Source organism: Octadecabacter sp. B2R22, assembly GCF_018861045.1.
GTDB lineage: Bacteria > Pseudomonadota > Alphaproteobacteria > Rhodobacterales > Rhodobacteraceae > Octadecabacter.
This window is the reverse complement of record NZ_JAHKQJ010000007.1, coordinates 380,453-399,980: the sequence shown is the minus strand read 5'-3', so window position 1 is coordinate 399,980 and position 19,528 is coordinate 380,453. Positions and strand designations below refer to the sequence as shown.

Annotated in this window: 19 protein-coding genes; 14 read left to right on the top strand and 5 right to left on the bottom strand. The window is 56.1% G+C overall.

The genetic code is table 11. From position 1 onward, the window contains the following. Positions 1–14 precede the first annotated feature (14 nt). The 10 genes from KO486_RS07415 to ureG all read left to right on the top strand — a co-directional run bounded on the left by KO486_RS07415 (position 15) and on the right by ureG (position 8,071). Complete coding sequence (locus KO486_RS07415; protein WP_216036611.1) at positions 15–1,139, top strand: Gfo/Idh/MocA family oxidoreductase; 1,125 nt, start codon at positions 15–17, stop codon at positions 1,137–1,139. 29 nt (positions 1,140–1,168) lie between these two features. Further along, the gene (manD, locus tag KO486_RS07410) at positions 1,169–2,395 is read left to right on the top strand and encodes a D-mannonate dehydratase ManD (RefSeq protein WP_216036610.1); all 1,227 of its coding nucleotides are present in this window, start codon (positions 1,169–1,171) and stop codon (positions 2,393–2,395) included. 157 nt (positions 2,396–2,552) lie between these two features. Then, the gene (locus KO486_RS07405; protein WP_354667491.1) at positions 2,553–3,386 is read left to right on the top strand and encodes an urease accessory protein UreD; all 834 of its coding nucleotides are present in this window, start codon (positions 2,553–2,555) and stop codon (positions 3,384–3,386) included. A gap of 3 nt (positions 3,387–3,389) precedes the next feature. Next, positions 3,390–3,692, top strand: coding sequence for an urease subunit gamma (locus tag KO486_RS07400; RefSeq protein WP_216036609.1), 303 nt, complete (start codon positions 3,390–3,392; stop codon positions 3,690–3,692). 9 nt (positions 3,693–3,701) lie between these two features. Beyond that, a complete protein-coding gene (locus KO486_RS07395) occupies positions 3,702–4,007 on the top strand; it encodes an urease subunit beta (RefSeq protein ID WP_216036608.1) in 306 nt (101 codons plus the stop codon). Beyond that, a complete protein-coding gene (gene ureC / locus KO486_RS07390; protein WP_216036607.1) occupies positions 4,008–5,717 on the top strand; it encodes an urease subunit alpha in 1,710 nt (569 codons plus the stop codon). Between the two features lie 11 nt (positions 5,718–5,728). Beyond that, positions 5,729–6,340, top strand: coding sequence for a hypothetical protein (locus KO486_RS07385; RefSeq protein WP_216036606.1), 612 nt, complete (start codon positions 5,729–5,731; stop codon positions 6,338–6,340). A gap of 9 nt (positions 6,341–6,349) precedes the next feature. Next, positions 6,350–6,820 carry an urease accessory protein UreE gene (locus KO486_RS07380; protein WP_216036605.1) on the top strand — a complete coding sequence of 157 codons (471 nt, stop codon included), beginning with the start codon at positions 6,350–6,352 and terminating at the stop codon, positions 6,818–6,820. Next, the gene (locus KO486_RS07375; RefSeq protein WP_216036604.1) at positions 6,810–7,457 is read left to right on the top strand and encodes an urease accessory protein UreF; all 648 of its coding nucleotides are present in this window, start codon (positions 6,810–6,812) and stop codon (positions 7,455–7,457) included. The genes KO486_RS07380 and KO486_RS07375 overlap by 11 nt, the downstream gene beginning before the upstream one ends. Then, positions 7,454–8,071 (top strand): urease accessory protein UreG, encoded by a 618-nt coding sequence (gene ureG / locus KO486_RS07370; protein ID WP_216036603.1) that lies wholly within the window; start codon positions 7,454–7,456, stop codon positions 8,069–8,071. The genes KO486_RS07375 and ureG overlap by 4 nt, the downstream gene beginning before the upstream one ends. Here ureG and urtE read toward each other — a convergent pair. From urtE to urtA, 5 genes are all read right to left on the bottom strand, one after another. Then, on the bottom strand, positions 8,063–8,758 hold the full coding sequence (gene urtE / locus KO486_RS07365) for an urea ABC transporter ATP-binding subunit UrtE (protein ID WP_216036602.1): 696 nt from the start codon (positions 8,756–8,758) through the stop codon (positions 8,063–8,065). The two genes, ureG and urtE, sit on opposite strands and share 9 nt — an antisense overlap. 2 nt (positions 8,759–8,760) lie before the next feature. Continuing rightward, the gene (gene urtD, locus KO486_RS07360) at positions 8,761–9,501 is read right to left on the bottom strand and encodes an urea ABC transporter ATP-binding protein UrtD (protein ID WP_216036601.1); all 741 of its coding nucleotides are present in this window, start codon (positions 9,499–9,501) and stop codon (positions 8,761–8,763) included. Next, on the bottom strand, positions 9,498–10,730 hold the full coding sequence (gene urtC / locus KO486_RS07355) for an urea ABC transporter permease subunit UrtC (RefSeq protein ID WP_216036600.1): 1,233 nt from the start codon (positions 10,728–10,730) through the stop codon (positions 9,498–9,500). The genes urtD and urtC overlap by 4 nt, the downstream gene beginning before the upstream one ends. Before the next feature lie 3 nt (positions 10,731–10,733). Continuing rightward, complete coding sequence (gene urtB, locus KO486_RS07350) at positions 10,734–12,683, bottom strand: urea ABC transporter permease subunit UrtB (protein WP_216036599.1); 1,950 nt, start codon at positions 12,681–12,683, stop codon at positions 10,734–10,736. A gap of 63 nt (positions 12,684–12,746) precedes the next feature. Further along, positions 12,747–13,997: an urea ABC transporter substrate-binding protein gene (gene urtA / locus KO486_RS07345; protein WP_252734675.1), complete on the bottom strand. Its 1,251-nt coding sequence runs from the start codon at positions 13,995–13,997 to the stop codon at positions 12,747–12,749. Between the two features lie 454 nt (positions 13,998–14,451). Here urtA and KO486_RS07340 point away from each other — a divergent pair, with 454 nt between their 5' ends. From KO486_RS07340 to KO486_RS07325, 4 genes are all read left to right on the top strand, one after another. After that, entirely contained in the window at positions 14,452–15,573 is a 1,122-nt protein-coding gene (locus tag KO486_RS07340; RefSeq protein WP_216036597.1) for an MHYT domain-containing protein, read from the top strand. A 136-nt stretch (positions 15,574–15,709) separates the two neighbouring features. Next, positions 15,710–16,564 carry a xanthine dehydrogenase family protein subunit M gene (locus tag KO486_RS07335; protein WP_216036596.1) on the top strand — a complete coding sequence of 285 codons (855 nt, stop codon included), beginning with the start codon at positions 15,710–15,712 and terminating at the stop codon, positions 16,562–16,564. A 13-nt stretch (positions 16,565–16,577) separates the two neighbouring features. Next, positions 16,578–17,072 (top strand): (2Fe-2S)-binding protein, encoded by a 495-nt coding sequence (locus tag KO486_RS07330; protein WP_216036595.1) that lies wholly within the window; start codon positions 16,578–16,580, stop codon positions 17,070–17,072. Next, positions 17,069–19,495: an aerobic carbon-monoxide dehydrogenase large subunit gene (locus KO486_RS07325; RefSeq protein WP_216036594.1), complete on the top strand. Its 2,427-nt coding sequence runs from the start codon at positions 17,069–17,071 to the stop codon at positions 19,493–19,495. Before KO486_RS07330 ends, KO486_RS07325 begins: the two co-directional genes overlap by 4 nt. Positions 19,496–19,528: the final 33 nt, after the last annotated feature.

The following is a 19,528-nucleotide window of genomic DNA, read 5'->3' as shown; positions in this document are numbered from 1 at the left end:
TACAGAGGTACACTATGAAAGTCCTAATCCACGGAACCGGTTTTGCAGGGCAAGGCCATACAGATGCATTCCGTTGGGCTGGGGCTGATGTGGTCGGAATGGTCGGACGCACTGAACATGTTGTGCACGACGTGGCCGACAAGATGGCAATCCCTCACGCTGGAACGGACTGGGCCGCGGCCTTGGATGCTTGCCAACCAGACATCGTTTCCATCGCGACACCGGGTGGAGCGCATTTTGAGGTCATAAAACAGGCTTTGGCGCGCGGCTGTCATGTCTTTGTCGACAAACCCATGACCCATAGCGGCGAAACCGCGGTCGAACTGCGGGACCTCGCACAGGCCAAAGGCGTGAAGACCGCTTATGCAGCATCGTTCCGCTACGCCCCCAGCATCCTGCACGCCAAACGGTTGGTTGCAGAGAGTGCCATCGGTGAGCCGACCGAGGTCGAATGCGTTTCCCACTTCAACCTAGATCGCAACATCCCGTTCGGGTGGTCTCATGAGGCGGCGGCAGGTGGCGGGCGGCTCAACAACAACTTTACCCATACCCTGTCCATCGTGGCCTCGGTTGTCGGTGATGACATTCAATCCATCATCGGTGAAGTCCGCGATGACCTTGGCCGCGCGCCCATCGTTGAGGGTGTCCATAACTTCATGACACGGCGCGATTTCATCCCTGACGATCTGGATGATCCAACGTTGAAATGGGGTGGGAGCGATGTGGAATGGTCCTATACGGTTCTCGCAAAGCTCGGCAGCCCGTTCGCGCCCAAACCCGTTTCGGTTCTCTTCAAACATGGCGGATTGGTGCCTCGGTTCCATGACGATCACATCGTGTTTTACGGCACCAAAGGCGCGATCTACATCAAAGGTCACTATGGCAGCGGTCAACTGTCGCTTTACCAAGACGGCGCTTGGGTCGACCAAGACTTGCCCGAAGATATCAAAGCCGCCAACCCCGACGTCAAAGGCGAAACCGAACAGTGCTGGCACTATTTGGTGCGCGAATTTGTAGCCGACATTCAAGGCAAAGACGTCGCGCCCTATCCGACATTCAAAGACGGGGCACAGTATCAGCAGATCATCGATGTAATCCGTCGAAACGACAATTGGACGGACGTCACTGATCTGGCATGATCGGCCATTAAGACGAAAGGAAAACAGTCATGAAAATCACAAGTGCGCAGGTCTTTGTCGGTGGTCCCGGTAAGAATTACGTCACCTTGAAAATCATGACCGACCAAGGTGTTTACGGCCTTGGTGACGCGACCCTGAACAACCGCGAAACCCTGCCCGCCGCCTATCTTCAGGACTACTTGATCCCTGCCCTTATTGGCATGGATCCACGGCGCAGCGAAGACATCTGGCAGTTCTTCTATCGCGGCGCTTATTTCCGCCGTGGCCCCATTGCGATGGCCGCTTTTGGTGCGATCGACATGGCGCTTTGGGATATCAAAGGAAAGATCGCGGGGCTGCCGTGCTACGATTTGTTTGGCGGCAAAAGCCGCGATGGTGCGATGGTGTATGCCCATGCCACGGGCGCTGACCTGCCCGACCTCATGGACTCGGTCCAGCATTTTGTCGATGACGGCTACAAAGCCGTGCGCGTTCAATGCGGTATTCCAGGCATGCCCAGCGCCAGCTATGCAGTGCCCGAGGAAAAGGGCGCATCAACCGAATACATGACCAATTTCAGCGGCATACGACCCAAAGTTGAGACATGGGACACAGGCAAATACATGCGTTACATGCCGCAGGCCTTGGCCGACATTCGCGAACGATTTGGTCCTGACCTGCACATCTTACACGACGTCCACCACCGCCTTACCCCGCGCGAGGCCGCAGCTTTTGCCAAAGACGTCGAACCCGTGGACCTGTTCTGGCTCGAAGACCCGACAGTTGCCGACGATCAAGATGCGCTCAAACTGATCCGCCAGCACTCGACCACCCCCATCGCAATCGGCGAGGTGTTCAATTCAATCTGGGACTGCAACAAGTTGATCGAAAACGAAATGATCGACTTTATCCGCGTGGCTGCGACCTACGGCGGTGGCATCACGCACCTGAAACGGATCATCGATCTCGCGGGCCTTCATCACGTTCGTACGGGTTTTCATGGCGCGCCAAGCCATTCGCCCATCAGCATGGCCGCGCAATACCATTTGAACGCATGGGCCCCGAATTTTGGCATTCAGGAATATCTGGTGCTGGGAACGCCCGAATGTGATGCTTTGTTCCCGAGCGATCACCGCATGGAAAACGGGATGGTTTACGTCAGCGATGCACCGGGCCTTGGGGTGGATTTCGATGAAACCGAAGCCCAAAAATACAATTATTCAGCCGGCAGCCATCCAGTGGTGCGCCTGCAAGATGGCACACTTTGGAATTACTAAACCAGATTACCATTTAGGCATCTCGCATAAAATTTAAGCATTAAGTTTTTGCGAACAGGATGCTGCGGGCATGTGACCGTCCATCAACTGTCAATTTAGTGCTCACTGTGGTCCCTAAGCAGGCGAATAACGCCTGTCGGAGCATACAATCACCAAAGTGGCTGCCATATCCTTGCAAGACGCTGATGCGCTGCAACCCCGCGCTGTTGGTGCAGCGTCTTTGGCCGTGCACGCGGATGATACTGGCCGCACACGCTTACAAACCATGCGTCAGTCAGGATCGACCCGATTGGTGCTCCCCCAAACGTTTCGCCCTGACCTTGAGGCTGTCATCGTCAACACCGCTGGCGGCATCACCGGCGGCGACGCCTATGATTTCGCCTTTACGGCTGGGCCGAATGCGACGCTCACCCTGACAACCCAAGCCGCCGAACGCGCCTATCGTGCGCAAACCGGTGAAACGGGCCGATTAAACACGCGGCTGAACGTGAACGCTGGTGCGCGGCTTAACTGGTTGCCACAAGAGATGATCCTGTTTGACGGCTGCACCCTGCACCGCCGCCTTGATATACAGCTGGATGCGTCTGCCGAGCTGTTGATGGTCGAGCCCGTTGTCTTTGGCCGCACCGCCATGGGCGAAACCCTACGCGATGTGCACTTCAAAGACCGCATCAAGATTACCCGCAATGGTGTACCGATCTATATCGACGGTGCGGACCTACACGGCAATGCTGCGGCCCACCTTGCCACCACCGCCACCGCCAAGGGCTCTGGGGCCATGTGCAGTGTCGTGATGGTCACCCCTGACGCCAAACGCCACCTAACAGGCGTACGCGCCTTGCTGCCCGAAACGGCAGGCGCCAGCGTTCTTGGCAGTGACGTTCTGGTCATCCGCCATCTTGCGCCAGACAGCTATGATCTGCGCCGCGATCTGATCCCCGTTCTTGAACACCTTAACCAATCCCCTCTCCCCGCGTCATGGAGGCTTTAGGCCATGCAACTTACCCCGCGAGAAAAAGATAAACTGCTGATCGCCATGGCAGCCGAAGTCGCCCGCAAGCGACTGGCCCGTGGCGTAAAGCTGAACCACCCAGAGGCCATTGCCCTAATCACGGACACCGTGGTTGAAGGCGCCCGCGACGGGCGCAGCGTTGCTGACATGATGGAAGCTGGCGGTTTGGTCGTCACCCGCGATCAATGCATGGAAGGTATCCCCGAGATGATCCCAGAGGTGCAAGTCGAAGCCACCTTTCCTGACGGCACCAAGCTCGTCACTGTTCACAATCCGATTAGGTAGGAGAACAACATGATCCCCGGAGAGATTTTCCCAGCCGATACCCCTTTGACCCTGAACGCAGGCGCGGAGGCAATCACGTTGCAGGTTGCCAATACCGGCGATCGCCCTGTGCAAGTCGGCAGCCATTACCATTTTGCAGAAACCAACCCAGCGCTGGATTTTGATCGTACCGCAGCCCGCGGCATGCGTCTTGATATCGCCGCCGGAACGGCCGTGCGGTTCGAGCCGGGCCAACGCCGCGACGTCCAACTGATCCCCTTTGGTGGCGATCGCAAGATTTTTGGTTTCAACCAAGAAGTTATGGGAGACCTATAGATGCCTCGTGAAATTCCCCGCCCCCAATATGCCGCCATGTTCGGCCCGACGACTGGCGACAAAGTGCGCCTTGCGGACACCGATCTGATTATCGAAGTCGAACGCGATCTTACGACCTACGGCGAAGAGGTGAAGTTTGGCGGCGGAAAAGTCATCCGTGACGGTATGGGCCAGTCCCAAGTCACCCGTGCAAACGGTGCCGTGGATACGGTCATCACCAATGCGTTGATCGTGGATCATTCCGGCATCTACAAAGCCGACGTGGCGCTGAAAGACGGCCTCATCCATGCCATCGGCAAAGCAGGTAATCCTGACACCCAATCCGGCGTCGATATCATTATCGGACCAGGCACTGAGATTATCGCAGGTGAAGGCCGCATTCTGACGGCGGGCGGTGTGGACAGTCATATCCACTTTATCTGCCCGCAACAGATGGAAGACTCCCTGCATTCCGGTGTCACCACTTGTTTTGGCGGCGGCACGGGGCCCGCGCACGGGACATTGGCCACGACCTGCACGCCGGGTCCTTGGCATATCGGCCGGATGTTGCAGTCCTTTGACGGCATCACCATGAACATCGGCCTGTCGGGCAAAGGCAACGCCAGCCAACCAGACGCTCTGGTTGAGATGGTTCAAGCCGGTGCTTGTGCACTGAAACTGCACGAAGACTGGGGCACCACCCCTGCTGCGATTGATTGCTGCCTTGGTGTAGCGGATGATCTCGATGTGCAGGTGATGATCCACACGGACACACTGAATGAATCCGGCTTTGTTGAACACACAGTCGGCGCGATCAAGAACCGCACGATCCACGCCTTCCATACTGAAGGCGCAGGCGGTGGGCACGCACCAGACATCATTAAGATCTGCGGCCATGACAATGTCATCCCAAGTTCGACCAACCCGACGCGCCCCTTCACGGTGAATACGTTGGAAGAACACCTCGATATGCTTATGGTGTGTCATCACCTCGACAAATCGATCCCCGAAGATATCGCATTCGCCGAAAGCCGTATCCGCCGTGAAACCATCGCCGCCGAAGACATCCTGCATGACATCGGCGCGTTTTCGATCATCGCGTCTGACAGCCAAGCCATGGGCCGCGTCGGTGAAGTGTTGATCCGCACATGGCAGACCGCCGACAAGATGAAAAAGCAACGCGGCGCGCTGGCAGATGAAACAGGCGACAACGACAATATGCGCGTGCGCCGCTACATCGCGAAATACACGATCAACCCCGCCATTGCGCAGGGCGTTGGCCATGTAATCGGCGATATTTCGGTCGGCAAGCGGGCGGACCTTGTTCTTTGGGACACCGCGTTCTTTGGGGTCAAACCAGAAATGGTGTTGATGGCTGGCACGATCGTCGTGGCGCAAATGGGTGATCCCAACGCGTCTATTCCGACGCCACAGCCCGTCTATACACGGCCGATGTTTGGCCAGTATGGCAGCGCACAGCAGCACACCTCTGTCAGCTTTGTATCAGGTGTCGCCCAAGACGCAGGCCTGCGTGACAGCTTGGGACTGGCGAAACAAACGGTTGCAGTGAAGAACACGCGCACAATCGGTAAATCCGACATGCTGCTGAACGACGCCACACCCGAGGTTGAGGTTGATCCCGAAACCTATGAAGTCCGCGCGGACGGTGAATTACTCACGTGTCAGCCAGCAGATGTGCTACCCATGGCGCAACGTTACTTTATGTTCTGAAAGGCGCCCCAATGGCACATGTTTTCCAAACCCTCCGCGCAACCTTTGTGGCGGGTCTTCTTCTGGCCCCTATCGGCGCGGCTGCACAGTCCACCTGCCCATCAGCGGACATGCTGGACGGGCAAGGTATCCGGTTCACACAAGACAACGGTGACTACGAAATCCATCGCATGGCGTCCAATGGCGCGATCCAGCAGAACACATACTTCGATGGCGATGAAAGCCTGAATTACCTGGCACACGGGGTTCACGTCCTTCAGCTGAGTTCGATTGAAAACGGGCGGATCATTCCAGATTCACTGTGGCAGTTTGTATTCGAAGAACCGATTGCGGACCTACCCGTCCCCGTCGCGGGTGGGACGTGGTCCGCACGGACAACGCAAATCCAGATGGGTGAAACAACCATCGAACGCGTAAGTCATCGTTGGGGCGCGACAACGCAATACACCATGGGCAACTGCACGTTGGATGCGATCCCTGTCAGCGTGAAATACACCAGTCGTGAATACGACCACATCGAAGAAGCGTTGTATTTTCCGGACCTCGGGACAGCGGTGCTGACGGCCTATTCTGATTCCGACGGTCGGGATGAGTTCACCTTCGTTTCCGTTCGGGCGCAGTGAAAGACATAAATGACCAACCTAACCGCACAGATCATCAAACGCCACGCCCACGCCGCAGCACCAATGGGCCACTGCACTCTGAGCTATGATGATCGGTTCTTGCGCCGCAAGATGCTGGCAACAGATGACGGGGTGAAGTTCCTTGTCGATCTGGAAAACACCGAGTCCCTGAACCAAGGGGACGCATTCGTGCTGGGCGATGGCCAGATGATCGAAGTTCACGCGGCCCCTGAACCGCTTTACCAAGTGACTGGCGATAATCTGGTGCAATTGGCGTGGCATGTTGGCAACCGCCACACCCCCTGTCAGATCGAAGCCGATTACCTGTTGATCCAAGCGGACCCTGTCATTGGTCATATGTTGGAACACTTGGGCGCTCAGGTGGCAGAGGTAACGGCCCCCTTCACACCAGAAGGCGGCGCCTATGGGCACGGGCGCACCCACAGCCATGAACATGTGGCAACCGCACATGACCACTAACCGCGACGTCTTAACCCTGACGCAATGGCTTTCCCCGAGTTTCCCCCTTGGGTCCTTTGCCTATTCCCACGGTCTGGAAACCGCGATTGCGAACGGCACTCTCGCGACAGCCACAGACCTTCAAGACTGGCTGACAGACCTGCTGGCACACGGCAGTGGCCGCAATGACTGCATCCTGCTGCGCGCGGGATATGACTGTGGTGATGATGGATTGGCAGATGTGAACGCAACCGCCCTCGCCTTTGCGGCCTCATCAGAACGTATCCAAGAGACGCTTTTGCAAGGGGCGGCGTTTTGCCAGACAACAGCGGCGATCTGGGGTGATAATACCCTTCCTGAACTTGCCCTACCTGTGGCGGTTGGGATGGCAGCAGCGCGACAGGGCATCGACCAAACACTTACAGCCTCAATGTATCTACAGGCCTTTTGCAGCAATCTGGTGTCTGCCTCTGTACGGGCGGTGCCGCTTGGGCAAACCGAGGGCCAAGCAGTACTGGCCGCCCTCTCCCCCCTGTGCATCGAAATTGCCGAAGACACCGCAAACGCCACCCTCGATGATTTGCAGAGCACGGCGTTCCTGTCTGACATCGCAGCGATGCAACATGAAACACTCCAACCAAGGATTTTCCGCTCATGAGCAAACACGGCCCCCTTCGCATTGGTATCGGCGGCCCCGTTGGAGCGGGTAAAACCACGCTAACCGCGGCTTTGGCGCGGGCGCTGCACCCACGGTTGTCCATTGGGGTCATCACCAATGACATCTACACCCAAGAAGACGCTGAAGCGCTAATGCGCATGCAAATCCTACCGCAGGAGCGCGTGATTGGCGTTGAAACCGGCGGATGCCCCCATACTGCAATCCGCGAGGACGCATCAATCAACCTCGCAGCGATTGCCGAGATGCGCAAACGCTTCGATGACCTAGACGCCGTAATGATCGAAAGCGGCGGCGACAATCTGTCCGCCACGTTTAGCCCTGAACTCGCGGATCTGACGATCTACGTGATCGATGTGGCAGCTGGCGAAGAGATCCCGCGCAAAGGCGGGCCTGCAATCACCAAATCGGATATTCTGGTTATCAACAAAACCGATCTGGCCCCCCATGTCGGGGCGTCACTAGACGTAATGGACCGCGACGCCACAAGAATGCGCGCGGGCCGTCCTTTTGTGTTTTGTTCCTTGCGAAACGATCAGGGCATCGATGAAGTTCTCAGCCTCATCTCTGACATTGGCGGGTTGCCGTTAAACTGACACCAGTTCCAGCAGCTGTTCCCGCCCGACGTTGGCCGACACATCATCCAACGTGACTGTCCCGCGATCCATCGTCACAAACCGATCGCCAAGTTCAAAAGCGAAATCGAAAAACTGTTCGACCAACACAATCGCGATCTCACCTTGATCACGCAGCGTTTGGATGACCTTGCCGATATGTTTTATGATGTTGGGCTGGATGCCCTCGGTCGGTTCATCCAGCAACAAGACGGATGGCTTGGTGATCAACGCCCGCGCAATGGCCAGTTGTTGTTGCTGACCACCTGACAAGTCCCCGCCGCGGCGAGCGGACATGTCCCGCAGCACAGGAAACAGATCATAGATATGGTCGGGCACACCGTGGGCACGGCCCTCAAGACAGGCAAAACCGGTCTCTAGGTTTTCCGTCACGGTCATCATCGGGAACACTTCGCGCCCTTGCGGGACATATGCGATCCCTGCCCGCGCGGCGTTCACGGCTGAATGTTTACCAAGAACCTCACCGTCCAATGAGATCGTGCCAGATGCATATGGATGGCGCCCTGCGATGGCTTTCAAAAGCGACGTCTTACCCACGCCGTTGGTGCCCATCACGGCCGTAATTTCACCCTTTTTGGCGGTGATATTGATGCCATTCAAAATCTGGCTTTGGCCATACTTCAGTGTTAAATCTTTGACTTCCAACATGATTATCGCCCTAGATAGACGTCAACGACGTCTTTGTTTTTCGTCACGTGATCCAAGCTGCCCTCGGCCAGAACGGAGCCTTCGTGCAGCACGGTCACTTTGCAGTTCAGCCGGCGCACAAATTCCATATCGTGTTCGACGACGACAACAGCGCGTGTCTTGGCGGCCCGAACCAACAGATCGGTCGTGTGTTCACGTTCTGCTGGCGTCATGCCCGCCGCGGGTTCGTCCACCAGCAACAAACGCGGGTCCTGCGCCAGCAACATGCCAATTTCCAACCACTGTTTCTGACCGTGGCTGAGCGAGCCTGATTGTTGATCCAACGCGTCTGTCAAACCGATCTCATCGCTGATAGCGCGAATGCGATCTTCGCGATTTTCGGTCTTGCGACGCAACAGAACATCAAACGGACCACGCTTGTTTTTCAACGCCATGGCGATGTTTTCGCGCACGGTTTGCGCCTCAAACACTGTAGGTTTTTGGAATTTGCGGCCAATGCCCGCCTGCGCGATCTGGCTTTCGCTCATCCCGAGCAGTGAATCTCCGCGATCCCCGAACACCACTCGACCTTCGTCGGGCTTGGTTTTGCCCGTCACGATGTCCATGAACGTGGTCTTGCCCGCACCATTGGGGCCAATGACGGCCCGCAGTTCAGGCTCCGCGATCTGGATCGACAGATTGTTGATGGCGCGAAACCCATCAAACGTGACCGAGACGCCGGAAACTTCAAGAAGCGTGCTCATGATGGCTCCCCCTCTTCATTGCGCCACGCGCCCTTGTCGGGGCCAAAATCGCCCTCGCGATTGGGTGGCGTCTTTTTCGCCAAAGCATCAAAGATGCCGCCGATGCCTTTGGGAAAGAACAGCGTGACCAACACGAAGGACAGGCCAAGCAGCACCAGCCACCAGTCGGTCCATTTGATCACATAGAAACCAAGATTGATGTTGGGGGCGGAACCGCCTGTGAACCAAGATGACAACAGTGACACCAACGCCGCGCCAATCACCGCACCATAAAGCCGCCCACGTCCACCAATGGCGACCCAAACCGCCAAATAGATCGATGCAATCGGCGCGATCTCGGCGGGGTTAATGATGCCCGCTTGCGGGTAATACAAAGCCCCAGCCACACCAGCGATCATTGCCGTCAGCGTAAAGACGAAAAGTTTATAGTGTTCAACGTGATACCCAAGGAACCTAACGCGGGCTTCGTTGTCGCGAATGGCGCGAATAACGGACCCGAACTTACCAGACACCACATAGGCAAACAGCACATAGCCAAGCGCCAGCGCAATCGCAGAGGCCCAGAAGAACCAGAGCGAAACAACCGCTTGGCTTTGATCCTCAAGACCTGGAATGTTTTGCAAACCTGACAACCCGTTGTTGCCCCGCAAACCGGTATCGTTTTGGAAAAAGTAAAGGGACAATGCCAGTGTCATCGCTTGGGTCAGGATGGACAAGTAGACCCCTGTCACCCGGCTGCGAAACGCCAGCCAACCAAACACCAATGCCAACACCCCGGGAACCAAGATCACTGCCAGCAGTTGCAGTGGCAGGCTGTGTGAGAACGCCCAAATCATCGGGAAGTCCGAACTGCCAACGACACCGAAAATCTGACCACCAATGGCGTCTGTAATCTCGGTCGCGGTCGGAGGGAGCGCATTCGCCTTAAGAGAGGTCAGCACGATCCCTTCGGTACGCGCATACATCAGCCACATACCGATGGCGTACCCACCAATGCCAAAGAATGCGAAGTGCCCAAGGCTTAGGATGCCGCAATAGCCCCAGACAACATCCATGGCGATGGCCACAAGGCACAGGCACAGGGTCTTGCCCAAGGTCTTCAGGAATGAGGTCGAGATGAGACCGAACCCTGTGGCTTCGCTCATGATTGTCACAAGGATCGTGAAAATCGCCAGCCCAGCAAGGAACCACAAGACGGACGGGTTACGCGCGATGAAGGTGTTTTTCATGATCTAGTCCCCCGCCGCACGACCCTTGAGGGCAACAATACCCTTGGGTCTGAATTGGATGAACAGGATCACGAACAGGATCATATAGGTCTGTGCCGCCAACGTGTTGGATGGGTTGAAGAATTCGATCCCCTTTTGGGTGAACCCGATCAGCGACGCACCAGCAAGCGTGCCCCAGACGTTACCGACACCGCCAACAACGACTGTCATGAAAGACTGCACGATGTAATCCGCACCCATTTCAGATGTCACCTTGGCATAAAGCCCAATGGCAACCCCTGCGATCCCTGCGATGCCAGACCCAAGCCCGAACGTCAGCATATTGATGCGATCAGGGTTGATGCCCATGCTCGCGGCCATGCCGGGGTTTTGGGTCACGGCGCGGACTTCTAGCCCTAGCCGAGTGCGTTTCAGAATGAACAAGATCAGCCCCAAGAACAGCAGCGCCAAAACGAAAATCGCGATACGGATATAGCTGATCTGGATCACATCATTGACCACCCAAGCGCCAGCCAACCAGTCAGGTGACGTAAGTGGACGGGCCTGCGTGCCAAAAATGTTCTTGGCCAGTTGCTGCAGGACGATTGCGATACCAAACGTGGCAAGCAAGGTTTCCAGCGGTCGATGATAGAGATGCCGGATGACCAAGCGTTCCATCGCAACCCCAGCTGCAAAGGTCACCGCAAAGGCGACGGGCAGCGCGATGATGATCGACAACGTGTAATTTGGCACAACCTGCTGCACGACGTAGCCAGCATAGGCCCCCATCATTATGAATTCGCCGTGGGCCATGTTGATGACCCCCATCACGCCAAACGTAATCGCAAGGCCAATTGCTGCGAGAAAATAGATCGATGCCAGCGACAGGGCATCCATCGTAAGATCGATCGTTTGACCAGCCCCAAGATACCCCGCAATCGCGGATTGCGCGTCTTCGGCGGCCCCCGTGATATCGGCATTCTCTTCGGTATAGGCGAGGTAGAACGTATGCGCACTGATCGCTGCCGCGCGTTCATCTGGCAAAATAATCGCAGGTGCGTCACCGCTGGCCACCAAGGTTTCATAGGCGGCGATGCGTGCGTCGTCAGTGTCGAGCGTGGACACGTCCACACCAGCCACCTGCCCGTTTGAAATTTGTGCCGTAAGCGTTGCGACAACATCATCAAGGGAAACGGTTGCGGGTGCGAGGTCCGCTTCAACCAGTTGTTGATACGCATCATCAGCTGACAGGTTTTCCCCGACCTCAAGGATCCGAGCGAGGTTTGTGCCCTCAGGAACATCAACGGCCACGAATTGGCGTGTGGCCAGAACTTGGCTGATCACACCGCGCACTTCGACGCTGACGTCACCTGACAGATCATTGATCGCTGCAATCCGCGCGGCTGGGTCTTCATCAAACTGCGCCGTTAGCTGGCGTTCAAGCTGTTGTTTGCGCGCAAGGATATCTGCATCTGGCTCGCCCTCAAGGCTGGCCCGTAGTGGCGCAAGCTGATCCCCCGACGGATCGCGGCCAATCGCATCAAGCGCGGACTGGCGGCGGGTGATGTCAGGGTCAGACAGCAGGAATTGAACCAAAGCGCTGCTGATCACGCGGCGCACGCCTGCATTGGGTTTGGCTTGGCTAAATCCGTCATCATCGGCAACGGTCGTGACCTCTGCGGTGTCCAGATCGGTAAGGATCAAACCATCCCCGTCTTCTACAGCGCGGAAAAACAAACCGTCGGCGTCGCGCTGCCAAATCTCTTTGGCGCGCCATCCTTCTAGGAAATCAGGAATGCCAGTGGCCGAGGACGCAACCAAGGCGGCAATAACATCATCAACTGTGCGGCGGGAGGGTTTGGCAACGGCCTCTGCATTGTTTTGCAAAACGTCTTGGAGGGTTTGCGCCTGAACGGGTTGGGCCAAAACGAGGGCCACACACAGGGACAGGCACGCGAGCAGAAGTCGCAGCATTGGGTATTCTTTCATTGGTCGTGAAGCGGGCGAGGCACCTGCCCCGCCCGCCCAAAACGCATCTTAGTAGTTAGATGTCAGCTGAACGCATGTTTCAGTTTCGGTGTTGTACATGCCGCAACCGAGGTCTTTCCAATCGGAAACAAGGACCGCAGATTCTGGCAAGTAGTCTGTCCATGCATCACCTGGAACTTCGCTTGTCTGGCTGATGATGTCGAACTGACCGTCCGCTGTGATCTCACCAATCAGAACTGGCTTGGACAGGTGGTGGTTTGGCAACATTACGGCTGTGCCGCCTGTCAGGTTCGGGAATTCCTGACCGTACATTGCTGCGCGAACGGCGTCGACTTCAACGGTTCCAGCTGCTTCTGCTGCGTTCACCCACATGTTGAAACCGATGTAGTGGGCTTCCATTGGGTCGTTTGTGACGCGTGTGTCGTCGCCAGTGTAGGCTTGCCAATCAGCGATGAACTGCGTGTTGGCTTCGGTGTCAGCGGACATGAAGTAGTTCCATGCAGCCAAGTGGCCAACCAGCTCGGATGTGTCAAAGCCGGACAGCTCTTCTTCACCAACAGAGAACGCAACAACTGGGATGTCGTCAGCAGAAACGCCGGCAGCAGCCAATTCTTTGTAGAAACCGACGTTCGCATCACCGTTGATTGTCGAGATTACGCCAACTTGGTTGCCGTCTGCGCCCAGCGCTACAACGTCACCAACAATCGTTGCCCAGTCAGAATGACCGAATGGTGTGTAGTTCACAAAGATATTCTCTGGCGCGATACCCTTTGAAATCAAGTAGCTTTCGAGAATGTTGTTGGTGGTGCGAGGATAGACATAGTCTGTCCCCAAAAGCGCAAATTGCTCTACGCCCAGCTCTTCGAGGAAATAATCGACAGCCGGAATGGCCTGCTGGTTTGGTGCGGCACCGGTATAGAATACGTTACGTGAGGACTCTTCGCCTTCGTACTGAACTGGGTAGAACAGAAGGCCGTTCAGTTCTTCGATAACTGGCAAAACAGATTTACGGGACACCGATGTCCAGTTGCCGAAGATCACGTCGACTTCGTGCACAGTCAAAAGCTCACGAGCTTTTTCAGCAAACAGTGGCCAGTCGGATGCAGGGTCAACAACGACCGCTTCCAGTTCACAGCCCAGAACGCCGCCTGCTTCGTTTTGTGTGGCGACAAGCATTTGCATGGTGTCAGCCAAAGTTGTTTCGGAAATCGCCATTGTACCGGACAGCGAGTGCAAAACGCCAACCTTGATGGTGCAGTCTTGCGCCATCGCGCTGCTGCCAGCAGCAATCAAGGTCATCGTTGAAAGAGTAGAAAGAAGTTTTGTGGACGTCTTCAAAGGATCGTTCCCCCATTTGGAATTCGGCCGCGGTCTTGGCCCGATAGTTACGCCTGTTCGAAAGGCGAAAACCACGGTATCCCTATTGCCGCAGCTTATTGTTGCAGCCATGCGAGGGTTGTTATCTTCCAGGATCGCGCCCTCGCTTGGCACTCATGCCCCTCATCAAGAGGCAGGGCGAGACTTGACGCCGCACCGCAGCAAGGCAACGCATCGCGCTAGAAAACACGCGACCCCCAAGAGGCTTGCCTAATTTTCAGTCAATAAACTGCAGTTCGCCCGAAAATTAATCGCAAATCCATTACCTGTTGCGCTACTAGTATGTCGTCAGGCAAACAAGGCGGATGACGCGGGATTGATGTGGACGCGGTGTTTGCCCGTTTGATTTGTTTGAAATTTGATGCCATCAACCAGAATGGAATTTTTAGACACCACCAACAATACCGCTCTTGTCTTGGCTTCTATCATCGTTGCTCTTGTCGCTGGCTTTACGGGTTTGACGTTGTCCAAAGATCTTTCAACGAAAAGTGTGGCACGTCGAAAGGTATCGATCGCGATGTCGTCTATCGCCCTAGGGGGCGGCATTTGGTCGATGCATTTTGTGGCCATGCTCGGCATTCAGATGCCCATCCTTTTTTATTACGATGCGGCGATAACACTCGCGTCCGCGCTGTTGGCAATTTTGATTGTGGGAACGGCTTTGCTGTTACTTCACTTTCGCGAACGGACGCCTTTTACCCTGTCAGCCGCAGGAGCATTGGTTGGCTGTGGCATACTGGCGATGCATTATATCGGAATGGCAGGCCTTCAATTGTGCCGCGCCGTTTACACGCCGCTTGGGATTTTACTGGCCGTCGTTTCTGCCGTGGGACTTTGTATCGCCGCGTTCTGGATTGCCTATGGCCGCCGGACCAATCGCAACATTCTATTGGGAACGCTGTGCTTTGGGACGGCCGTAAGCGCTGTTCATTTTGCCGCGATGGCAGGCACAAATTTCATTGCCGTTCCGACGATGCACGAATTTGGCCCTGTGATGAGCAATGAAACGCTCGCGATGGGTGTCATTCTTTCCAGCTTTGTCATTTTTGGCGCGTTCCTTTGGATGGGGGTGACGTTCTTTGCACCCACGGCGGGGACACCAGCCCCTCCCCCTCTTGCCGTACAACAACCAAAGACAACTGAACCTGTATTCAATCCGGCCCCAGCAACCGTACGCATTCCGTGCGACCACAATGGCGTCACGAAATTGATCGCCTCAGAACAGGTCGCATTTGTTCAGGCCGAAGGGCACTACACCAACGTTTTTACCGCCGACGCAAAGCAATTTTGCGGTTGGCCGATTACAGAGGCGATCACACGATTGGAAGCGGCTGGTTTTATTCGAACCCATCGCAGCTATTTGGTGAACCCTGCTATGGTCAACGACTTTGAACGGCTCAAAGATACGGGCGTTTGCCGCTTCGCATCGCCGCAATTGCCTTCGGTCCCCGTCAGTCGTTCCCACCTCAAGGGTGTGCGCGACGTACTTGGCCTTTAGCATTTCGCACTTCGTGCAACCCTAGGCGCATTTCGTGAAAAAACCCGATCATTTCGTTCAATAACGCAAGCCACTGCATACGACTGCGTACAACCTGTCCTCCTGACACATGATTGCGGAAACGGGAGGTGAAGCGATGATACCAGCAGCGTTTGAATACTATAGGCCCACGGATATGGCGGGCGTAATAGCCTTGCTCCAAGAACACGGAGACGACGCACGCGTCATGGCGGGCGGGCACAGCCTGATCCCCATGATGAAGTTGCGGATGGCCGAGGTGCCACATCTGATTGATCTTCAAGCCATTGAAGGTCTGAGCGAGATCGCCATCTCAGGCGGCTCCATCACCATCGGGGCGATGGTAACCCAACACGAGATTATTAATTCTGCCGAGATGGAAAAAGCTGCCCCCATCATGAAAGAGGCAGCGCTGCAAATTGCAGACCCACAGGTTCGTTACATGGGCACCGTGGGTGGCAACGTTGCAAACGGGGATCCTGGCAACGACATGCCTGGCCTGATGCAGTGCCTGAACGCACAGTTTCACCTTGTTGGCCCTGATGGGGACCGCGTGGTCGATGCGCGCGATTTCTACGAGGCAGCCTATATGACCGACCGCGAGGACGAAGAGGTCCTGACTGCTGTGAGCTTTGCAGCCCCCGTCGGTGGCTTCGCTTATGAAAAGCAAAAGCGCAAGATCGGCGATTATGCGACGGCCGCTGCTGCCGCACAAATCTTTAAAGAGGGTGGCAAAGTTTCTGCGGCCTCAATCGCTATGACCAACCTCAGCGATACGCCGGTCTGGTCCGAAGACGCGGGCACCGCTCTTGTTGGTTCGACTTGCGATGAGGTGGCCGTAAAGGCAGCCGTCACCGCCATGCTGGACGACATCGATCCAACCGAAGACAACCGCGGCCCCGTCGCATTCAAACGCCACGCCGCTGGTGTCGTCCTTGGCCGCGCCATCGCGCGCGCTTGGTCACGGGCGTAAGGGAGAAAAAACTATGTCAAACAAGATGCACGTCAAACTTAACGTTAACGGTGAGGACCACGAATTCCTTGCTGAACCACGCGAGCTGCTGATCTATGCGCTGCGTGAAAAGCTTAATATCACAGGGCCGCACGTGGGCTGCGAGACCTCCCATTGTGGGGCCTGCACGGTTACGATGAACGGCAAGTCCGTTAAATCCTGCACCGTCTTTGTGGCGCAAGCCAATGGCGCTGAGGTTACTACTGTCGAAGGCCTCGGTTCCCCCGACGCGTTGCACGTCTTGCAAGAGAACTTCAAAGAGCATCACGGCCTCCAGTGCGGTTTTTGCACGCCGGGCATGATCACGCGCGCAGCCAAATTGCTGGAAGAAAACCCTAACCCAACCGAGGAAGATGTCCGCTTTGGCATCGCTGGCAACATCTGCCGCTGCACGGGCTACCAGAACATCGTGAAATCAATTCTCTCAGCGGCGTCTGAGTTGAACGCATCCAAGGAGGCGGCACAATGAAGGACGAAATCACACGCGACGAACGGGTCGCAAACCTTAAGGGCATGGGGTGTTCACGCAAGCGGGTTGAAGACGCACGCTTTACCCAAGGCAAAGGCAATTACGTCGACGACATCAAATTACCGGGCATGCTGCACGGCGATTTCGTACGGTCGCCCTATGCGCACGCACGGGTGAAATCGATCAACATCGACGCCGCGATGGCGTTGCCCGGTGTTGTTGCCGTGCTGACAGCCAAAGACCTAGAACCGCTAAACCTGCACTGGATGCCGACTCTGGCGGGCGACAAACAGATGGTGCTCGCCGACGGAAAAGTGCTGTTCCAAGGTCAGGAAGTAGCGTTCGTTGTGGCCAATGACCGCTATATCGCAGCCGACGCGGTTGAGCTGGTCGAAGTGGATTACGAAGAACTTGAAGTGATCGTTGATCCGTTCAAATCACTGCAATCAGACGTGGTACTGCGTGAGGATATGGTGGCCGAAGACGGTTCAATCCCCAACGGTGCCCACGGTCCTCGTAAGCATCCCAATCATATTTTCACTTGGGAAGCGGGCGAAGAAGAAGCCACCAATCAGGTGATCGACAACGCCGAAGTCGTCGCCACCGAAGAGATGTATTACCACCGCACCCATCCGTGCCCGCTTGAAACCTGTGGATCTGTAGCGTCGATGGACAAGGTGAACGGCAAATTAACCCTGTGGGGGACCTTCCAAGCACCACACGTCGTGCGCACGGTTGCATCACTGCTGTCAGGTATTGAGGAGCACAACATCCGTGTCGTTTCCCCCGATATTGGCGGCGGGTTCGGCAACAAGGTCGGTGTCTATCCGGGCTATGTGTGCTCCATCGTCGCCTCGATTGTGACGGGCGTCCCTGTGAAGTGGGTCGAGGACCGGATGGAAAATCTGATGTCCACCGCCTTCGCGCGTGACTACTGGATGAAGGGCAAGATCAGCGCTACCAAAGAGGGCAAGATTACCGGCCTGCATTGCCACGTCACCGCTGACCACGGCGCATTTGATGCCTGTGCTGACCCGACCAAATTCCCAGCGGGTTTCATGAACATCTGTACGGGGTCCTATGACATCCCCGTCGCCTATCTGGGCGTCGATGGTGTTTACACCAACAAGGCCCCGGGGGGCGTATCTTACCGTTGTTCGTTCCGCGTCACGGAAGCTGTGTATTTCATCGAACGCATGATCGAAGTCCTTGCGATTGAGTTAAACATGGACCCCGCAGAACTGCGTTCGATCAACTTCATCAAGAAGGAACAGTTCCCCTATACCGCAGCACTTGGTTGGGAATACGACTCCGGCGACTATCAAACTGCGTGGGACAAGGCGCTACTGGCCGTTGACTATACAGGTCTGCGTGCTGAGCAAGCTCAACGGGTTGAGGATTTCAAGGCAGGCAAAACCCGTAAGGTCATGGGCATCGGTTTGTCATTCTTCACCGAAATCGTTGGCGCGGGACCTGTCAAGAACTGCGACATCCTTGGGATGGGTATGTTTGACAGCTGCGAAATCCGCATCCACCCGACAGGGTCTGCCGTTGCGCGGCTGGGGACGATCAGCCAAGGCCAAGGCCACGCCACGACCTTCGCGCAAATCCTTGCGACCGAGATTGGCCTGTCCGCCGAAAGCATCACGATTGAGGAAGGTGACACCGATACAGCACCTTACGGTCTGGGCACATATGGGTCCCGCTCCACTCCAGTTGCGGGTGCAGCGGCAGCAATGGCAGGGCGTAAAATCCGTGCCAAGGCACAGATGATCGCGGCGTATTTGCTCGAAGTTCACGACAACGACGTGGAATTCGACGTGGACCGCTTCGTCGTCAAAGGATCGCCTGAGCAGTTCAAGACGATGAAAGACATCGCCTACGCTGCTTACAATCAAGCCATTCCTGGTCTAGAACCTGGGCTTGAGGCGGTCAGCTACTACGATCCGCCGAACATGACCTATCCGTTTGGCGCCTATGTCTGCGTCATGGACATCGACGTCGATACGGGCGTGCCGGAAATCCGCCGCTTCTATGCGCTGGATGATTGCGGCACGCGGATCAATCCAATGGTCATCGAAGGGCAAATCCATGGAGGGCTGACAGAAGCCCTCGCCGTCGCACTGGGCCAAGAGATTGCCTATGACGACATGGGCAATGTCAAAACGGGGACGTTGATGGACTTCTTCCTGCCAACGGCATGGGAAGTTCCAAACTACGAAACGGATTACACCGTCACCCCAAGCCCGCACCACCCTATTGGGGCCAAAGGCGTGGGCGAAAGCCCGCATGTTGGCGGTGTTCCGTGCTTCTCGAATGCGGTGCAGGATGCGTTCCGCCCGTTTGGCAACCGTCACACCAATATGCCCCACGACCACTGGCGCATTTGGCAGACAGCCAACGATCTAGGCATGCACGACTAAAGGTTTGATGCGGGCGGCGATCTGCGCGGCCCG

Bases quoted from the DNA above. Each gene is read 5' to 3' on its own strand.
- KO486_RS07375 (WP_216036604.1), top strand. From the start codon at position 6,810: ATGACCACTAACCGCGACGTCTTAACCCTGACGCAATGGCTTTCCCCG.
- KO486_RS07415 (WP_216036611.1), top strand. From the start codon at position 15: ATGAAAGTCCTAATCCACGGAACCGGTTTTGCAGGGCAAGGCCATACA.
- ureC (WP_216036607.1), top strand. From the start codon at position 4,008: ATGCCTCGTGAAATTCCCCGCCCCCAATATGCCGCCATGTTCGGCCCG.
- urtD (WP_216036601.1), bottom strand. From the start codon at position 9,501: ATGAGCACGCTTCTTGAAGTTTCCGGCGTCTCGGTCACGTTTGATGGG.
- KO486_RS07330 (WP_216036595.1), top strand. From the start codon at position 16,578: ATGTCAAACAAGATGCACGTCAAACTTAACGTTAACGGTGAGGACCAC.
- KO486_RS07395 (WP_216036608.1), top strand. From the start codon at position 3,702: ATGATCCCCGGAGAGATTTTCCCAGCCGATACCCCTTTGACCCTGAAC.
- KO486_RS07385 (WP_216036606.1), top strand. From the start codon at position 5,729: ATGGCACATGTTTTCCAAACCCTCCGCGCAACCTTTGTGGCGGGTCTT.
- KO486_RS07380 (WP_216036605.1), top strand. From the start codon at position 6,350: ATGACCAACCTAACCGCACAGATCATCAAACGCCACGCCCACGCCGCA.
- manD (WP_216036610.1), top strand. From the start codon at position 1,169: ATGAAAATCACAAGTGCGCAGGTCTTTGTCGGTGGTCCCGGTAAGAAT.
- KO486_RS07325 (WP_216036594.1), top strand. From the start codon at position 17,069: ATGAAGGACGAAATCACACGCGACGAACGGGTCGCAAACCTTAAGGGC.
- urtA (WP_252734675.1), bottom strand. From the start codon at position 13,997: ATGACCTTGATTGCTGCTGGCAGCAGCGCGATGGCGCAAGACTGCACC.
- KO486_RS07335 (WP_216036596.1), top strand. From the start codon at position 15,710: ATGATACCAGCAGCGTTTGAATACTATAGGCCCACGGATATGGCGGGC.
- ureG (WP_216036603.1), top strand. From the start codon at position 7,454: ATGAGCAAACACGGCCCCCTTCGCATTGGTATCGGCGGCCCCGTTGGA.
- urtC (WP_216036600.1), bottom strand. From the start codon at position 10,730: ATGAAAAACACCTTCATCGCGCGTAACCCGTCCGTCTTGTGGTTCCTT.
- urtB (WP_216036599.1), bottom strand. From the start codon at position 12,683: ATGCTGCGACTTCTGCTCGCGTGCCTGTCCCTGTGTGTGGCCCTCGTT.
- KO486_RS07340 (WP_216036597.1), top strand. From the start codon at position 14,452: ATGGAATTTTTAGACACCACCAACAATACCGCTCTTGTCTTGGCTTCT.
- KO486_RS07400 (WP_216036609.1), top strand. From the start codon at position 3,390: ATGCAACTTACCCCGCGAGAAAAAGATAAACTGCTGATCGCCATGGCA.
- urtE (WP_216036602.1), bottom strand. From the start codon at position 8,758: ATGTTGGAAGTCAAAGATTTAACACTGAAGTATGGCCAAAGCCAGATT.